Annotated in this window: 16 protein-coding genes and 2 pseudogenes; 5 read left to right on the forward strand and 13 right to left on the reverse strand. The window is 38.5% G+C overall.

Annotated elements, in window-relative coordinates; all coding sequences use genetic code 11:
- Positions 1-201 precede the first annotated feature (201 nt).
- Both EUBREC_RS15125 and EUBREC_RS15130 read left to right on the forward strand, forming a co-directional pair.
- Positions 202-1,050 carry a tyrosine-type recombinase/integrase gene (locus EUBREC_RS15125; protein WP_012742056.1) on the forward strand — a complete coding sequence of 283 codons (849 nt, stop codon included), beginning with the start codon at positions 202-204 and terminating at the stop codon, positions 1,048-1,050.
- Positions 1,047-2,222, forward strand: a complete 1,176-nt coding sequence (locus EUBREC_RS15130; RefSeq protein WP_041254295.1) for an IS91 family transposase — start codon at positions 1,047-1,049, stop codon at positions 2,220-2,222. The genes EUBREC_RS15125 and EUBREC_RS15130 overlap by 4 nt, the downstream gene beginning before the upstream one ends.
- A gap of 478 nt (positions 2,223-2,700) precedes the next feature.
- On the opposite strand, the gene EUBREC_RS18225 is transcribed toward EUBREC_RS15130, so the two are convergent.
- From EUBREC_RS18225 to trhA, 5 genes are all read right to left on the reverse strand, one after another.
- Positions 2,701-3,015, reverse strand: a complete 315-nt coding sequence (locus tag EUBREC_RS18225; protein WP_012744122.1) for a DNA/RNA nuclease SfsA — start codon at positions 3,013-3,015, stop codon at positions 2,701-2,703.
- Entirely contained in the window at positions 2,988-3,272 is a 285-nt protein-coding gene (locus tag EUBREC_RS18230) for a PDDEXK family nuclease (RefSeq protein WP_012744123.1), read from the reverse strand. Before EUBREC_RS18230 ends, EUBREC_RS18225 begins: the two co-directional genes overlap by 28 nt.
- A gap of 10 nt (positions 3,273-3,282) precedes the next feature.
- Complete coding sequence (locus tag EUBREC_RS15145; RefSeq protein ID WP_306718531.1) at positions 3,283-3,750, reverse strand: GNAT family N-acetyltransferase; 468 nt, start codon at positions 3,748-3,750, stop codon at positions 3,283-3,285.
- 129 nt (positions 3,751-3,879) lie between these two features.
- Entirely contained in the window at positions 3,880-4,521 is a 642-nt protein-coding gene (locus EUBREC_RS15150) for a sugar O-acetyltransferase (RefSeq protein WP_041254299.1), read from the reverse strand.
- Positions 4,522-4,660: 139 nt separating this feature from the next.
- A complete protein-coding gene (gene trhA, locus EUBREC_RS15155) occupies positions 4,661-5,413 on the reverse strand; it encodes a PAQR family membrane homeostasis protein TrhA (RefSeq protein ID WP_012744126.1) in 753 nt (250 codons plus the stop codon).
- 216 nt (positions 5,414-5,629) lie between these two features.
- Here trhA and EUBREC_RS18405 point away from each other — a divergent pair.
- From EUBREC_RS18405 to EUBREC_RS15165, 3 genes and pseudogenes are all read left to right on the forward strand, one after another.
- Positions 5,630-5,713: pseudogene (locus EUBREC_RS18405) on the forward strand (ATP-binding protein); the annotation flags it as partial.
- A gap of 112 nt (positions 5,714-5,825) precedes the next feature.
- Positions 5,826-6,974 carry an SLC13 family permease gene (locus EUBREC_RS15160; protein WP_012744127.1) on the forward strand — a complete coding sequence of 383 codons (1,149 nt, stop codon included), beginning with the start codon at positions 5,826-5,828 and terminating at the stop codon, positions 6,972-6,974.
- A gap of 175 nt (positions 6,975-7,149) precedes the next feature.
- A pseudogene (locus tag EUBREC_RS15165) lies at positions 7,150-7,902 on the forward strand (alpha-galactosidase); the annotation flags it as partial.
- A 262-nt stretch (positions 7,903-8,164) separates the two neighbouring features.
- Here EUBREC_RS15165 and EUBREC_RS15170 read toward each other — a convergent pair.
- From EUBREC_RS15170 to EUBREC_RS15205, 8 genes are all read right to left on the reverse strand, one after another.
- Positions 8,165-10,351 (reverse strand): alpha-galactosidase, encoded by a 2,187-nt coding sequence (locus EUBREC_RS15170; RefSeq protein WP_012744129.1) that lies wholly within the window; start codon positions 10,349-10,351, stop codon positions 8,165-8,167.
- A gap of 101 nt (positions 10,352-10,452) precedes the next feature.
- Positions 10,453-11,847, reverse strand: coding sequence for an ATP-binding protein (locus EUBREC_RS15175; protein ID WP_012744130.1), 1,395 nt, complete (start codon positions 11,845-11,847; stop codon positions 10,453-10,455).
- A gap of 365 nt (positions 11,848-12,212) precedes the next feature.
- A complete protein-coding gene (locus tag EUBREC_RS15180; RefSeq protein WP_012744131.1) occupies positions 12,213-12,632 on the reverse strand; it encodes a PIN domain-containing protein in 420 nt (139 codons plus the stop codon).
- The gene (locus EUBREC_RS15185) at positions 12,633-12,848 is read right to left on the reverse strand and encodes a type II toxin-antitoxin system Phd/YefM family antitoxin (protein WP_012744132.1); all 216 of its coding nucleotides are present in this window, start codon (positions 12,846-12,848) and stop codon (positions 12,633-12,635) included.
- A 342-nt stretch (positions 12,849-13,190) separates the two neighbouring features.
- Entirely contained in the window at positions 13,191-14,660 is a 1,470-nt protein-coding gene (locus tag EUBREC_RS15190; RefSeq protein WP_012744134.1) for a methyl-accepting chemotaxis protein, read from the reverse strand.
- Positions 14,661-14,706: 46 nt separating this feature from the next.
- Positions 14,707-15,291 carry a hypothetical protein gene (locus EUBREC_RS15195; protein ID WP_041254303.1) on the reverse strand — a complete coding sequence of 195 codons (585 nt, stop codon included), beginning with the start codon at positions 15,289-15,291 and terminating at the stop codon, positions 14,707-14,709.
- A gap of 311 nt (positions 15,292-15,602) precedes the next feature.
- Positions 15,603-16,046 carry an Hsp20/alpha crystallin family protein gene (locus tag EUBREC_RS15200; protein ID WP_012744136.1) on the reverse strand — a complete coding sequence of 148 codons (444 nt, stop codon included), beginning with the start codon at positions 16,044-16,046 and terminating at the stop codon, positions 15,603-15,605.
- Positions 16,047-16,808: 762 nt separating this feature from the next.
- Entirely contained in the window at positions 16,809-18,050 is a 1,242-nt protein-coding gene (locus tag EUBREC_RS15205; RefSeq protein ID WP_012744138.1) for a flagellin N-terminal helical domain-containing protein, read from the reverse strand.
- Between the last annotated feature and the right edge of the window lie 2 nt (positions 18,051-18,052).

Here is an 18,052-nt window from a genome sequence, read left to right on the forward strand (position 1 = left end):
TTTTTATTAAAAAGCAGTGGAATTACTTTTCATAATCCGTTATTGTTAAGTTACCACACGAAACAACTGAACTAAGAAAGCTCCACTGCCTATGATAAGAATAACATTTTCCAGTCTCTTCCGCAATCGGAATTATGACGCTAATGCACCTCCGAATAGGTAGATGTAATTATTAACACTACTTATTCTGGAGGTTTTATTATGTATAAAGATATTTTTGAATCTATCCGCAATGAAGCGGAAAAACGTAACCTGCGTGAAAGAACTATTCAACTGTATTGCTCTGATGTCAGTTACTTCCTTCGTTGGATTGGAAAAAACGTTTCTGATCTTACGCTTGAAGATGCGGAAAGTTTTCTTACAGCCAAACGTCTGGAAGGAAGGTCTCCTGAAACTCACAATCACTATCGGTCTGCAATAAAGTTCTTATATAAAAAGGTGCTGAAGACTGTCTGGGATGATGACACTGTTCCAGCTATGAAAAGAGAGCGCAATCTTCCTGCTGTTCTGTCCCGCGATGAAATAAATGCAATCATTGATGCCACTCCGAATCTGAAACATAAAGCGATTATTGCAACTATGTATTCTTCTGGATTACGTGTATCGGAGGTCGTTCATCTCCATTATGATGACATTTCCCGTACCAACATGACAATTCATGTTCGTGAAACCAAAGGCAGAATTGACAGGTATACGATTCTGTCTCAAAAAAATTTAGACCTTCTCACTGAGTATTGGTACAAATGTGGTCGCCCTAAAGATATCCTTTTTCCAAGTTCCTGGACCGGTGGATATCTTGATATAACCGGTGTTAACCAGTTCTTTAAGAAAAGTGCTAAACTCGCCGGCATTACCCGTCATGTTTCCTCTCATGCGTGCCGTCATAGTTTTGCCAGCCACTTATTCGAAAGTGGCACAGATATAAAATATATCCAGTCACTTCTGGGACATGTTGATCCTCGCTCTACAGATGTTTACCTTCATGTGAGCAACAAGACACTTCTTGGGATCCGCAGCCCGTTCGACAACCCGGAAGGTGGTGAATCATGAGTAAGGATTGTACGATTCAGGATGTTTTTCATCGTTTTTATCCATCTTTTGAATCCACACATAGTATTTCTCCCGCTCAGCGAAAGGCCGCTTATCACATCATGAATTGCAAAACCGGTGCCTTTGGTGTGAATGTAAGCGTATGCGAGGACTGCGGCTGCATGTCAGTCCACTATAACTCCTGCCGTGACAGATGCTGTCCTATGTGTCAGGAGTTTCCAAAGGAAAAGTGGGTAGATGCACGGCGTGAGGATATCTTAGATGCTCCTTATTTCCATGTGGTTTTTACAGTTCCGGAAGAACTCAATCCCATTATCTACAGCAACCAGAAATTCTTATATACTGCTCTTTATCATGCGGCTTCAGATACTCTCAGTGAACTTGCTGCTGATAATAAATATCTTGGGACTGATATCGGCTATATCTGTATCCTCCATACATGGGGAAGTACCATGAATTTTCATCCTCATATCCATGCGATTGTTCTTGGTGGAGGGCTGGATGTGAAAAATCATTGGAAAGACAATGGGAAAGATTTTTTCCTTCCGATTAAGGTAATCTCAAAAACGTTTCGTGGAAAATACATGGCTGAACTTAAGCAGCTCTGGGAAAATGACAGGCTTGAATTTCATGGATCGGCTGCACCTTACAAAAACTACTATACTTTTAAGGAATTGTTAAATACCTGCTATGCAAAGGAATGGATTCCTTATTGCAAGAAACCATTTGACGGTGCCGAATCTGTCATCAGATACCTTGGAAAATACACCCACCGGATTGCTATCAGCAACTACCGTATCAAAGACATGACAGAATCTACAGTTACATTTTCTGCTAAAGATTACAAAAACCAAGGGCTTTGGAAAGAGATTACCATATCCGGCGAGGAATTTATCCGTCGATTTTTAATGCATGTTCCTCCAAAACGTTTTGTACGTATCAGGCACTATGGTCTTCTTTCATCCAGAAATAAGAAGAAAAAGATTACCCTATGCAGAAACATCCTTGGCTGCAAAAAATATATTTCCAAGCTGAAAGATATGGATGCACCTGCCATTATCCGTCTTCTTTATAATAAAGATATATGCAAGTGCTCTTCCTGTGGTGGTAAGATTATTCCTCTGCCTACAGAACAACATTTTATAAAACCAAAACCACATATGCTCTGTTAACGTATCATAACTGTATATTTTTTTAGCTTCCTTAGGGAGGCTTATTTCTGGTGTCATAATACAGGACTGAATTATAAATTCTATGTGTTTCTATGTGTACACGCTATGCTATTATAAATAGAGTGTCAGAATTAAAAGTCCATATAAAGTTGACGCGCTTTGTTCAACCAGAAAAAATCGAAATTGATGCAAACGAAAGGGCAGTTAATGAAAAGTCTCAATACTGCTTTTTCGTTTGCACCACCTTCGATTCTTTCCTTAACGATTTACCTATCTGTACTCAACGATTTCTTCGAATGGTTTCCTCGGTCTTTTGTCCGGAGCTTCGTCGGCAAAGCCAACCGCAACAATTCCTGTCAACCAGTTTATCTTTTTCTTTCGCTCTCATCTGGCTTATATTTTCTTATACTTCTTCTATTCTCAATTTCTCGTATCATAGATTTCTCTCTCCCTTAGAGCCTTGCCCTCAAGGCTCATTTTATCCTATGATTTCCAACCTATCCATCCCAACATGACATTTCAGGGAAAGCACCTCAACACCTGCGTCCTTTGCCTCTTCCAGTGCAATGCCAAATTCGGGATGCATTGCCGTATTCGGCCTGACTTCACTGATTTCCTCCATTTGAATCACAAATGCAATCAAGCATTTATATCCTTGTCCGCACGCAGCTGCAAGTTCCCGTAAATGCTTAACTCCTCTTTCCGTCGGGGCATCCGGAAAATATCCAACTCCGTCTATCTCAAGGGTGCAGCCTTTGACTTCCATTAGATATTTTTGCTTTCCTTTTTCCATATAGAAATCCATCCGGCTGTTTCCAAAGGCATACTCTGGTTTAATACAATCATATCATAACGTGTCTTTCGATTTGGATTCTTTTCTATGCAATCTTCCAAAATCACTTCCGCCCCTGGCAGCAGTAATTCACGACAACGGCCCGTATTCTTTACATGAACCAATTCTACCTCTTCCGCTCCGTCAATCTTTACCCGCGCAATAAAACGATTTGGACGTTCTATGAAAATTGCTTCCACTACCTTATCATATTTCATGTGCTGTTTCCTATTCTCTTATCATTCGATAGAATGTTCCAGTACCAATTCCTGTTGTCAACTCATAAGCTTGTCCATCGATCCTAAATCCTGCTTTTTGATAGCATTTTATCGCTCTGATATTCCATGTACGAACTTCCAGATACAACGGCTTGTTAGGATATAACTTTTTTGAAATCTCATAAGTAATCGAGAGCATTCGTTGACCATAATGTTTATTACACAAATCAGGATTTACGCCTATTCCGATAAATATCTCTTCTTTTTCCTCCAATATATTGACAAATCCTACCAATATGCTTTCATCCCAAAAACCATAATAATTTTTTTCCCTTTGGGGATTCATGAATCCTATCTGTCGAACTTGCATTTCTTCATAAGAAGGAAGATTATACAAATCGTATTCTCCGCCATATTTCCATGCACATATTTGTCGTTTTTCATCTTCGGATAGATTTCTATATACTAATTCATTCATAACATTTGCCTCGTCGAACTTAAAGTTATCAGTCTGTTTCATCCTTTTTATAACTTTTATTGGATCTTCATTAGGATGTGTGGTATAGAAAAACGCTTTGGAATCTCAACTCACAGCAGCAATGTTGAATCAGTCCTGCTCCAGCTTTACCTGCTCACCTGTGTCTGCCTCAAATTCCTCTAGCTGCTTAAGCCAATATTCCTTATCTTTATTTGTTATCATTCTTATGACTTTACATGGATTTCCTGCCGCTATCACACTATCCGGAATATCCTTTGTGACAACCGACCCTGAGCCTATGACAACATTTGAACCTATGGTCACCCCCGGATTGATGACCGTATTGCCACCGATCCATACATTATCGCCTATTGTAACCGGCTTGCCAAGCTCCACACCGGTATTTCTGATCATCGCATCTATCGGATGACATGCACAGTATATATTGACCCTTGGTCCCAGAAATGCATGATCTCCAATGATGACATCACACTGATCCAGAACTATCAGCCCTGTATTTGCATAGAAATAATCTCCCACGTGTATATTGGTTCCATAGTCACAATAAAAAGGTGGCTCTATATAACACTCCTTTCCCATGTGTGCAAATAATTTTCCAAGATATTCTCCGGTTCTTGTCATAGTCTCAGACCTCGAAGCACTGTTGAACTTATCTACCAGATCCTTCGCCTTACCCTCCGGATCCCAATCCACACATCTGTATAATTTACTTGCTTTCATTCTTCCAAGCATTTTCTCTACTCTATCCATAACATTTTCTCCTCGCATTTATAATATTTACTCATCATGTTTATAACTGACTAAAGGATACCATTGTTTATGTCTGTAATCAACTACTAGCAACAGAAAAATGGACTGTGAAAATAGGCCCATTTTTATCTATCTTTTATTAATACACATAAAGGTACATTCCAAACCAATGCAGCGCAGCCCCCAGCATCACAAAGATATGCCAGATAAAGTGCATCCCCTTGGTGTCCTTCACAAATGGAATCATGCCGAGCGTATAGACAATACCACCGCCCACGATCCACCCCAAAAGCGGCTTGTCATTTCTGAACCAGTCTGGAATGAACATGATGGCGCTCCATCCGATGACGAAGTACAGCGTATAGTGTATCGGTCGGAACCTGCCTGGTCCGAACACACATATGATGGTGATCCCCGCTATGATGAGCGCCCACTGCACACAGAACAACACTATTCCAAGCACATTTTCCCAGTACACAAGGTACATCGGAGCAAATGTTCCGCCTATCAGCAGATATATCGAGGAATAGTCAAATCTTCTCCAGATACGCTTGACTGCTAGCCCGGATTTGTATGAGTGATACAGGCAGCTCATAAGAAACATCAATATCAGTGATATTCCATAAAAACACGATGCCATCACTTTGAGCCCTGTGTCTGACTTCAGGAGAAGAAGGACAAAGCCGGCTATGGCAAGTCCTGCTCCTATTCCATGGGTGACTGCATTTCCCACTTCCTCAAGCACGGTGAGTTTTGGTGGCTCATTCAGTTCCCTGTAGTGCTGCCTTTTTGCTCTTTTTGCCTCTTTCTTCTCTTCTTTTCTTTTCTCTTTGTCCAGCTCAGCTTTCTGCTGAGTGCTCATATCTGATTCCGAGTTCTTTATTTCTGCCATATTTAATCCTGAAACTCCTTTCTATCTATAATTTATTCTGCTATCTATAATCTACACTGTCTTACAACCGCAGTTTCCTGCACCGTACAGAGTACAGCCCTGGGTTCATCATCGCAGATCGCTAAAGTGCCTCAAACACCTGCACGCTACGTATCCCACTACCAGTACTATAATATACACAAAATTTGATAAAAGAGCAACAAGTACTCCCATGCTCTGCTTCAGATTCGAGATTCTTATCCGAAAATGATTATTGACAGAACCAAACATCCCCAATATAGCTATGAAGGAATCGAAATTCCTTCCAGCTGCATAAAAGAAAAACGAGACGACCAAAATATTGACTCTTCTTATTCTGGATGTTTCTGTGATATACTTATATGGGGTCGTATCAGACCGGAAAGGAAATATTATGTTACAAAAATTATATGTTTTTTTCAGGAAAGAAACTGTTTTGTCAATTGCAGTGATCCTGGCGCTTCTTTCTATGTTCTGGGTCAGACCGGATAAGGCTTATTTTACTTATATCGATTTCAGGACTCTCGGGCTCCTCTTCTGTTTGATGGCAATTGTAGCTGGTTTGAAGGCTGTTGGTGTTTTTGATATACTTGCCCAAAAATTGCTGATGGGAACATCAGGAACTGTGGGTGTGATCAGGCTGTTGGTACTCTTATGTTTCTTCCTGTCAATGGTGATCACCAATGATGTGGCATTGATTACTTTTGTTCCTTTTGCACTGATCATTGTGCATAAACTGCCAAAGGAACTGGGTAATTACTGGCTTCTTAAAATAGTAGCCATGCAGACAATCGCTGCTAATCTCGGAAGCATGCTCACACCAATCGGAAATCCGCAGAACCTTTATCTATATGCCAGAGCAGGGATGTCCGCGGCAGAATTAATAACCCTGATGCTTCCCTATTCCGCCACAGCACTTATCCTTCTTCTGATATGGATACAGGTAGCCGCTGCCAAAGCACCTCACGTATGCGGTTCCGAAAAAGATAAAACTCTTTTGGGATTCTCTGACAGAAAAGAACTTAACATGGAATACCTGGCCGCTTACCTGATCTTATTTACAATCTGCCTGCTCACTGTTGCACGTATCATTCCATACCAGATTCCTCTTGTATTGGTTCTTATATATATGCTGCTAAGAAACAGGGAAAATATAAGCAGGGTGGATTACTCCCTGCTTGCCACCTTTATCGCATTATTTATTTTTATCGGCAACCTTGGAAGGATTCCGCAATTCAGCAGTTTTCTTGAAACAATCATGGCAGGAAGGGAAACACTTACTGCTGTTCTTGCCAGTCAGATTATGAGCAATGTTCCCGCTGCGCTTCTTTTATCCGGCTTTACAGATAATTACCGGGCTTTAATTGTCGGAACCAATATTGGAGGTCTCGGCACTCTGATTGCATCCATGGCAAGCCTTATAAGTTTCAAATATATTGCAAAAGAAAACAGGAATCTGAGAGGGAAGTATTTGGGTATATTCACAGCCTCCAATATTATATTCATGATATTCATGTTAATATTGTATTTTTTTCTTAGATAAAAGAATAGATAAAATGTTAAAAAAGCATCTGATGCCTAACATTTGAGATATAAATCCTAACAAAAAGGTATAACAGATGCTTTTTTTGTGCGCTATACTTGTATCAACAAACATAAGGAACAAGTGCACAGATTCAATTGTAAAAGAGGTAGTATATGAGACAGATTATTTTTCACAAGGAAACAAAAACTTTCCATATATTTTAGGTGTATATGCTCTGTATGAACGTTTGACAAATGAGTTTCCAGAAGTATTATTTGAATCCTGCGCCAGCGGTGGCGGAAGATTTGACCCGGGAATGCTGTATTATGCACCACAGGGATGGACAAGTGATGATTCGGATGCAATTGAGCGTCTGAAGATTCAGTATGGAACTTCTATGTGTTATCCGCTCAGCAGTATGGGAAGCCATGTGTCTGTTGTCCCTAATCACCAGGTATTTCGCAATACCCCATTACATACAAGAGCGAATGTAGCATACTTTGGAACTTTTGGATACGAACTGGATCTCAACAAATTGACAGAAGAAGAGATCAAAGAAGTAAAAGAACAGATCACATTTATGAAAGAATACCGGGAAGTGTTACAGTTTGGAACATTTTATCGTCTGAAAAGTCCATTCGAAGGAAATGAGACGGTATGGATGGTGACAAATGAAGACCGCACGCTTGCAATCGTAGGCTACTATCGTGTTTTAAATGGAGTAAATCAGCCGTATAGCCGTGTCAGATTACAGGGATTGAACCCTGATATGATTTATGAAAATGTATGGAACCATACAGAAAATTACGGAGATGAATTAATGAATTATGGATTGATCACATCCGATGCGACAGCTGGTGAAGTGCCAGGGAATGTGACTCCTTGTACCGATTTTGAATCTAGAATATATATGCTGAAAGGCAAAAAAGTTCAGGAGGTAAGATAGAAAATGACGAAGACAAAAAGTGGACTTCCAGAATAGGCAATATTCCATCGCAAAACAGGCTGCAGAACCGCCTGCTCTTGATATGCGTTTTAGTAACTGTTATATATAAACAAAGGGCGAAAAGCTGATTTTTCAAGCCTTTCGCCCATCTTTATCATAGAAGAATCTAATTTACAGACTTTTCTTCATAGTCTCCTTTCTACAAAAAAGCTGTGAAAAAATAAAAACTTCTTACTATCTCACAGCTTTCTTTTACTACTTATTATTTTTTCATAAAATGGTACAGTCTGCTGACCGCATCTCCCCAGAAGTCTTTAAACAGATATCCGCCTTTCATCAGAATTTCTCCTGAATAGCTCTCTTCTGTTCCTTCTAATTGATAGATTGCTTTTGGATCTAATCCCTGCAGCTTTAACTTTCTACTCTTATTATTCGTCATACCGCGTACCTGGACATAAGTTACAAGTGCTTCAGATTTATCCTTCGCGACTTCCATGTAGCAATCATAATGACCATTTTCAGAGAAGGAAGCGATTCTGTAATAATCCCCCTCTCTTACAAGGTCATTGTACTTATGATACATTTCTGTCTGTTCTTTGATCATTTTACGCTCCTCTTCCGGAAGCTTTGTAATATCCAGTTCATAACCGAATGTTCCTGCAAGTGCAACATGTCCTCTTGTTTCGAATGGTGTTATTCGTCCTACGGAATGATTCGGACACACACTAACATGCGCTCCCATTGTAGACAGCGGATAGATAAGTGCAGTTCCCTCTTGAATCTCCAGACGCTCTACTGCATCCGTATCATCTGAGCACCAGATCTGTGGACTATAATATAACATTCCCGGGTCAAATCTTGCACCGCCTCCGGAGCAGTTTTCCAGTAACAAATCAGGGAATTCCGTAATCAAACGTTCCTGCATTTTATATAGACCAAGCACATAACGATGGAATAATTCCTGCTGCGAATCTTTGTCAAGATAACTGCTGCCAAGATCACTTAACTCCCGGTTCATATCCCATTTCACATAGTCAATCGACACACTTCTTAAAATCTTTGCCACAGATTCATATGCATAATCTATAACCTCCGGATTAGAAAGATCAAGTACATATTGCTGACGGATCTGTGTTGCTTTACGTCCCTCAATATGAATTGCCCACTCCGGATGTACTTTATAAAGTTCAGAATCCGGTGAAATCATCTCCGGCTCAAACCAGATGCCAAATTTCAGTCCTATTTTCTTCACTTCTTCTACAAGATGCTTAAGTCCGCCATTAATCTTATCTTCATTTACAAACCAGTCTCCAAGTGAACAGTTATCCGAATTTCTCTTACCAAACCAGCCATCATCCATAACAAGCATCTCAATGCCGTCTTTTTTCGCTTCTCTTGCAATATCCAGAAGTTTCTCTGTATTAAAATCAAAGTACGTTGCTTCCCAGTTATTGATCAAAATCGGACGCTTCTGATCTTTGTATTTACTTCTGATCATATGCTGACGATAGAAATCATGAAGAGATCTTGTCATCTTCCCAAGTCCTTCTTCCGAAAATGTCAGCACAACCTCCGGAGCCTGAAATGATTCACCACCTCGTAAATTCCAGCAGAATTCTTCCTGATGGATTCCCATTACCATACGGACAGTATCAAACTGTGTCAGTTCTGCCTGTCCGATGAAGTTACCAGAGTATACGAAATGCATTCCATACACTCTTCCCTGCTGCTGGTTTGTTCCCGGCGTCACAAGTGCTATAAATGGATGTTCCTGATGTCCGGGTTTTCCTTTTGCAGATGATACAAGCTGCTTTCCATAACAAATTACCCGACGCTGGATATGACGCTCTCTGCCCCAGGAGCCATGAAGTGTGAGCAGTTCAAAATTCTCATTATCCATATCCAGACATGCACTGTAAACTTTCTCAAGTCTTACCTGCTGTTTTCCTGTATTTACTATTTTCACGCTTCTTGTTATTACATCTTCCTTTTCAAATGCTGAATAGGAAAGTATTAATTTCAGATTTAAGACCGGATCAACACAGGTAATCTCAAGTGTAGTGACGTCCTCTGCTCCTCCAAAAGATGCCGGAAGCCCATCCAATGATGGTTTCCCCGTCTTAATTTCATAAGAATCGTAGAAGAACTCACTTCCCATACATCCTGCTTCATTTCTGACATTAATGCAGCTTTCTCTATAATCTCCCACTCCTCCGGACGGATATTCTGTCGGAAAGAAATCTAAAAATGAAGATTTTTCACGTTCATTTACAGATGGTGTAAACGGAGGTTCTTCTGTTCTTAACAAATAGTACGCATCTGCATCCTCTAAATATTCTCCATAATATACATGCCCAACATATCCTTCCGGTGAAATACCGATCAAGTATGATGTATTTTCTGTATCCAGCTTAAAGATTCTTCTTGTTTCATTATATATAACAGACATTTTATGCCCTCCCTTTTGTCATAGCTTTCTCAAGCTCTTTCAGTTTCTCTGCCGCATCTTTTCTTATATCAGCTTTGTAATCACGCACTGTAAATGATATTTTATCTTTTGATTTTAATAAGTGCTGTTGGTGATTTTGGCTTACCATCCCTATATATCTCCCCTGATTTCATAAGAGGATTTATAACCTCATTTAGGAATTGGCTTCTGCTTCGGTAGTTAAGAGACATCTGCAGTTCCTTAATTGGCTTTGGTCCTTCCATCTTAAGAATAGCCAGAACTTTTTCTCCATCAGTAAGTCCTTCCAAATCAAGTTCTATAACTTCATCCCTATATAATCTGTCGAATAATTTCAAATTCAAGAATCCCGGATATATAGATACTACCGGTTGAATTTCATCAGGACAGGCTTTGTAGGATTCAATCATGGTTTGAAAACCGGTTCCACCTCTCTCCATCAGATTTGCCACATCCAGGCAAGCTGCTATGATAGCATTTCTTCTGATAGAGGGTATTGAACCAGCTGGATATGCATTGTAATCTTTAGGCAGTAACCATGACCCCGGTGAAACTATTTCTATTCTGTCTGAGTATATGTCAACATCAATCTGTGTTCCCGAAATAGAATAATCCCTATGGGCAATAGCATTTACCAACGCCTCTCTTACAGCTTCCTTAGGATATGATCTGATTTCATTCCGTCCGCCATTTTCTGTTTTTACCCAGCCTGTTTTTGTATTTCGTTCAATAAAGTTTAATGCATTTGTAAAAACATTTGCAATAGACCCCCTGAATCTGTTGCTATCTAAAACGATACCTGTCTTGTTTTTACCTTTCCACAAACGGCAGCATATCATTGTATCATCTTCACTATAGTTGTCTGAAAACATTATAAATCCTGATTTTGCATACCCATCTTTTGAAACTATTTCTTCGTTCTGCAATTCTTTTATTGTTGGAGCGGATTTATCTTGTCTGTATTCCTTACAAAGATTAAGGTATTCTGACCACTGATTATCAGTATATGCCACTTCGCTTGTCTCATTATCTACACCATATTTTCTCTTTGAAAGTGAGATAATTTCTTCCGGTGTTGCAGGAGTCGCATTTCCATCTCCCTTTATAAAAACTGTTTCATTGTAATCTCCCTCTCTATATCTTATTACAGAGTCTGCTGGAGCAACTTTAACGGCTAGTACAAAATGTTCTGCATTAGAATCCACGCTCCGCATCATATATGAAATCTTAATATGTGGGAAAATATGTCTGTCATTAATCCTTGAAATTAGCAGTTTTGTTTTATCAACTTCTTCAAGGTCAATTCCAAAGGCTTCACCGTCGTTTGATACCCCTACAAATACGGTTCCGCCCTTATCATTTGCATATCCAATAAGAGTTTTTGCCCATTTAATCGGACTATCCGGATTTAACACCGCTTTATATTCATAACTTGTATCTTCTGTAATAACATCTGGATATAGCTCTCTGATTTTCATGAATCTCCTCCATTAACAATGTTCTTAACATAACTATATCAAACATTACTAAACATTACAATAACATTACTAACACATTATATACGGAAATACACAGGCATTTCCATCTAATTAAAGTAAAATGAGGATTCGAAACATTATATGACATTACTCAGACATTACAACAACATTACTTATATCCATTTGCTACTTTGACCGCCTCTTTTTGTCCCAAATATTGTATATTATTCGTGGTATTTTTCAATAGACACTAAAAGATTCTACTATTCATGCTTACTGAACAAGTGTTGCTCACTTTTTAAAATATACTGATAAGCCAATAGATACTATATTTTTTTGCAGTTTTTTCCAAAAAGTGGTAAAAATTATTCCTCTTCAACAAGTTTCACAAAATCATCTGGCAGAATTATCTTTGTTCCACCTGCCTGATAATCTTTTATATTTCTTGTGACAATATAATCCATATCTTTTCTGGATGCCACCTTTTCAACAACTGCATCCTCATAGTCACTGATTGCAGATGCAAGTGCATCCATGCAGTCATCCGCAGTAACCTCTAATATTCCAGTCAATGAATAAAGCTTTCCCATTATCATCTTTGCTGTTTCTGTGTTATGCAAATGTTTCCTTATAAGATAATAGATGTCTGTTGCTGAACTTGCAGTAATGTACATTTCGATTGTATGATTTGCTGCCATAAGAAATATTTCTTCTGCACTTTTATTCCATGGCTCTCTTGAAGTCAGGGCATCTATTATCACATTTGTATCTGCAAGAATCCTCATCTATTTTGCACCAAGCCTTTCTTCTTTTGCTTCATTCAGGTCTGCATCCTTTGGTAAGATTCCAAACAGGGATTTTGCTACTTCTACTCTGTCCTGATGTGGATTTGTCAGTTTTGCCACTATTTTCCCATTCTTTGTGATAAAAATATCTTCTTTTGCAGATAATAATAAATATTTTCCAAGATTATTTTTCAATTCAGTTGCTGTAATTGACATATCACCACTTCCTTTCTTCGTACTATTATTATACTTATTTTGTACGATTTTATCAATGTATTTAGCCAGAAAATATTATTCTTCGTCTACACTTACATTTTTTCGATTCATCCACAAATAGAAAATCACATTAAGCACAATTCCCTGAATCATAACCCAGACCGTCTTATCATGACCGTTACAGCATCTTCACCTTTTACAAGATTTTGTGTGATTATTTGTTTTTGTTTTTCTAAAAAAAATGCCATTTCACCACTTTTATGTGATGAAATGACATTTTTCAGTTCATTTATGCAGTTCGTCACAGTATTAGAGCTTTCTTTTATTGTTTATTTTCCCTTATTAATGGGTAGCCAGTGTTGCCAGCTTCTGCATAATTGCACTTACATCCTGCATTACATTCAAATTTTCTTCCTCTGCCTGCATCGTCTCGCCTGCGTGCGCCGATACCTGCTGGGAAATTGCTGAGATTGTCTGAATGGAATCTATAATTTCCTTATTTGCATTCTGCAACTCGGAAATGCTTCTTGAAAGAGTATCTGCATTTTTCTGAATTGCCCGCGTATTGTCCTCGATACTTTCAAAGCTTTCTTCTGCATTCGATGCACCAGTCTTCTCTTCGTTAATTCCATCTATCATATTGGAGACAACACCGACCACCTCCATGATTGCATTGGACACGTTGCTGATCAACTCTGTAATATGTACGGTTGCTTCTTTGGTTCTCGTTGCCATACCGGAAATTTCTGTTGCAACGACAGAAAATCCTCTTCCTGCCTCTCCGGCACGGGCTGCTTCAATGCTCGCATTTAATGCAAGAAGACTTGTTTGGTTCGTAATTCCTCCAATCAGTTCTACAATGGAATTCATTTCATCCATATACTGGTTCAGATTTTCCAGTTTTTCTGTAACCTCGGTTCCATTATCAACAGAAGCTTCAACTTCCGATGCCAGGTGCTCGATATCCTGTTTGCCTTCCGCTAACGCTTTCAGAGTAAGCGTCATGCTGTTTCCGATTTCTTCCACAGCGGTTGCAACTTCATCCACCTTGTCCTGAATTGCATGTGTCTGTTCCAACTGATTCTGCACATGTTCTGCGGTATCAGTAGCACCTGCAGATACTTCCTGCATTGCCTCAGTCGTTGTCTTAGATGCCGCTGTCAGCTTTTCGAAACGTACATTGATATCTGCAATATTGCCGGAAATCTGCTGATCAAGTTCCTCATTTCTTTCCAGAAGATTTTCAGCCTCTGCTTTTGCCTGCGCCACTTCTGTAAATCTCTTTCTTGTGTTTTCGCGAATCACTTTTGTAGTCAAAACAGAATTCGCTCCAACCATAATCATAACAACAATCTGTACAACTGCTGCTTCGATTCCATGATACCCAAAACCGCCTTTTGTCGCACCGATCACAACAACAATGATACTCTCTAATATGGTACCTGTATTAATCAGAAGAAGATAACGTGTGTCACTGTAAATGGTGACAACAAAAATCATCGGAATTACAAATACATAAATCAGATTTGTCGGTGAGGTAAAAAGACATATTGTGTAAAACAATGCAAATCCATAGGAAACCAGATGTTTGATCATCGCATGTTCCGTATTAGATTTCCAACAAATCACCTCGCCAATCAAAGGTATAACACCAACGACCGTAGCGATTGTCATATATACCGGAGACAGTTGTCCTCTTACGCTTTCCCATATCATAAAAAATACCATAACCGTTACCGTACTGATATGTGACAGCATCGCAATGCGATTCGACCGCGTCAATTCCGAAATTTCTTTTGTTTCCACCATCATAATACCTCCTCTAGAAAAGTTTTCCTACTTATCCTTATATTATTTCTTACGCATCCTGATATTCTATCTTTAATGGTGTATGTGTCTCAAATACCTTTGCAAAATCAATTTCCGGATTAAACATTGTATAAAATGAAGAATGTGCATCACATGTAATATTCTGCTGCGGTACAGAATTTAATGTACCATCCTTATTATATTTATAAAATGTAGCCTCCGTCACTCCATGTATCTCAACCTTGTATAATGGTGTTCTAAAAAGTAACTGTCTTACATCCTTATAATAAAATTTATAATACTCTTTTCTAACATTATTTTTGCTGTAATAAGTAATTACCCTGCAATGCACCATATAATCATCATAAAACCATAATTCACTTGGATATGGTTTCATCACAACACCTCCAACTGAAATCCGGTAAATAACTCCAGCCACAACACAGATCCAGACTGAAAATGGTATTTCTTTCGTTACACTTTTGCCAAAAACAAAATATAAAAATATATAAATCAAAGCATAAGCGATAAGTAAAATTGTTACTATATTTTTTAATATTGATTCATGCTTTGACACATAAGTGCCTTCTTTAAACTGCAACACGTAATTCGGCTGTTCCATAGGTTCTGCCATATTGTATAAGCCTCCCTCTTCATTCACTTTTGTCCTTCATAACATAATAATCTCCATTATTTTTCAATATCATTCCACGCTGACGAAGCCTTATCGCAAACTGTATCAAACAGTCCGGGGCTTAGCTTAATCGTTAAATAAAAGCAATTATTTTATATAATTTTAGATTACTTTAGTAAATGGCGCAATAGGTCAAAATTACCATTAATCAGATAATTTCTGTAATAAATATGTATTTTGTTTACAACAAGAAAAAGAGCCGCCCAGGCCATAGGCCTGTGCGGCTTCTCATAAGATGATTTAAATTAAGTTTATCCTTCAATAGCAATATGCTTTGTGGTCTCAACTTTCTTTTGCTCCTTCTTCGGAACTGAAAGTTTAAGAATACCATCCTCATACTTTGCCTTTATATCTTCCTGTTTCAGCTCATCACCTACATAGAAAGACCTGCTCATAGCACCGGAATAGCGCTCCTTGCGGATGTACTTGCCATCCTTTTCATCCTTCTCTTCCTTGTCAAGTCCTTTGGCTGCGCTGATAGTTAAGTAACCATTCTCCAGCTTAGCTTCTATTTCGTCTTTCTTGAATCCCGGAAGATCTATATCTACTTCGTAACTATTGTCAGTTTCCTTGACATCAGTCTTCATAACGTTCTTTGCATGTTTACCATAAAGCACCTTGTCAACATCAGGAAATGAAAAATCCATCCAATCATCGTTAAATAAGTTTTCTCCAAAAATACTAGGCATCAACATAAGTCATCTCTCCTTCTTAATCTATAAAATCTGTGTCAACCTGTTTCTTTGGAACCGGGATGTTTCAAGAACTCAAAGCCTTTGCTTTTTGTTCCTTTCCTTTGTTCTTGACTATGTTATATACCTAAAATTAGCACTCGTCAATAGAGAGTGCTAATAATTTATAAATTGTTTATAATTTACTTTTGGCACACCGGAATTATTATTTACCATTTTAACATCTCCTGGCTTTCAAAAATCATTTTGTCCTTGCTTCTGTCTTACCATCATTCTTAGCTTTTATTGCTTTCCAGACTTTACTTCAATCGGAAACATCTTATATTTTAATCTGCTATTATTTGAAAAGCATTTTATATTATATACTGTGTTATTAATTTTCTGGAATTTGCGACGATTATATAGTACTGATTCTAAACGGATTTTGAATTTATTTGGATAGTGATTAAATGAAAATAATTAATAATCTTAGAAAAGCATGTATTACCAGTAAGACCTGGTCGAAAAGACCCTCGCAAAGTCAAACCCCAGGCATCTGTAAGCTTTCTATATAGAGTGGCTTAATCATAGATAATTATAAGTTTTTTTTGACAGATAAACAATCTGTCTTTTTGTTGTGCTGCAAAATAGACAAAAGAAAAAACACATCATATTTATCAAACAATTGCAAATATGATGTGTTTTATAATTATGTCAAAATTCTTAACTTAATGACATTGCTCTTTCGAGCTCTTTTTGCTTTGTACAACATTAAATTGTAGATGATTACTGTAAGAGTGAAAGTACACCCTGGTTAGACTGATTAGCCTGTGCAAGCATAGACTGTCCAGCCTGTGCAAGAATGTTATTCTTGCTGTAGTTAACCATCTCTTTAGCCATGTCTGTATCACGGATACGAGACTCAGCTGATGTGGTGTTCTCGCTTACATTATCAAGGTTGTTGATAGTATGCTCAAGTCTGTTCTGAACTGCACCGAGTGATGAACGCTGTGAAGATACTTTTGAGATTGCTTCTGAAATACGATCAATTGCAGCTGTTGCATCATCCTCTGTATCCACTTTGATATTTTTAATACCTATACCCTTTGAATCCATTGATGCAATTTCCACCTTAATTTTGTTATCAGATGATGAATCTGCACCAACATGAAGATTGAAAGATAAGTTTCCATTAACGTCAAACTGCTGAATAAATCCCTTAGTGGCATCTTTCGCATTTGCAGCAGTTATAGTTATATTATTTTTAGCTGCAGCTGCAGCTGCACCACCATCAGTTGTATAATAATTGGTTGCTGTAGTACCATCTGCATTTTTGCTGTTCATTATATTGTCTGCTGAAACCTGCTTACCATTTGCATCATATAATTTAGTTACATAAGCATAATCTTTTCCATTAACAGCTATTTTAGATGCGTCCTGTTTATCACCAGCATTTGCAGATGCTTCCGTATATATTTTGGTACCAGCAGCTAATGCGGCCTTAAGCTTATCTACTGAATCAATATCTTTGGTATTTGAACCTTCGCTTGCTAGATTAGCGGGTAAGGTATAACCAGATTTCATAAAGTTAGCTTTGGCTGCAGTCTTACTGTCTCCTTTAAGAAGGTATGTCTCGTTGAACTTTGTTGTCTCTGATACACGGTCAATCTCTGTTGAGAGCTGATTAACCTCATCCTGAATTGCCTTTCTGTCTGTTGCAGAGTTTGTACCATTTGCTGACTGAACAGCAAGCTCGTTCATACGCTGAAGCATTGAGTGAACCTCTGTGAGAGCACCCTCGGCTGTCTGTACTGCTGAAACACCATCCTGAGCATTTGTTGAAGCTCTGTCAAGTCCCTTGATCTGCTTTCTCATCTTCTCAGAAATTGTAAGTCCTGCTGCATCATCTGCTGCACGGTTGATTCTGTAGCCAGAAGAGAGCTTCTCTGTAGATTTAGCCTGCTGACCTGTTGTTACGTTGAGCATTCTGTTGGCATTTGCTGCCTGCATATTGTGTTGTACTACCATAA

The organism is Agathobacter rectalis ATCC 33656, assembly GCF_000020605.1.
In the GTDB taxonomy this organism is placed as follows: Bacteria; Bacillota; Clostridia; order Lachnospirales; family Lachnospiraceae; genus Roseburia; species Roseburia rectalis.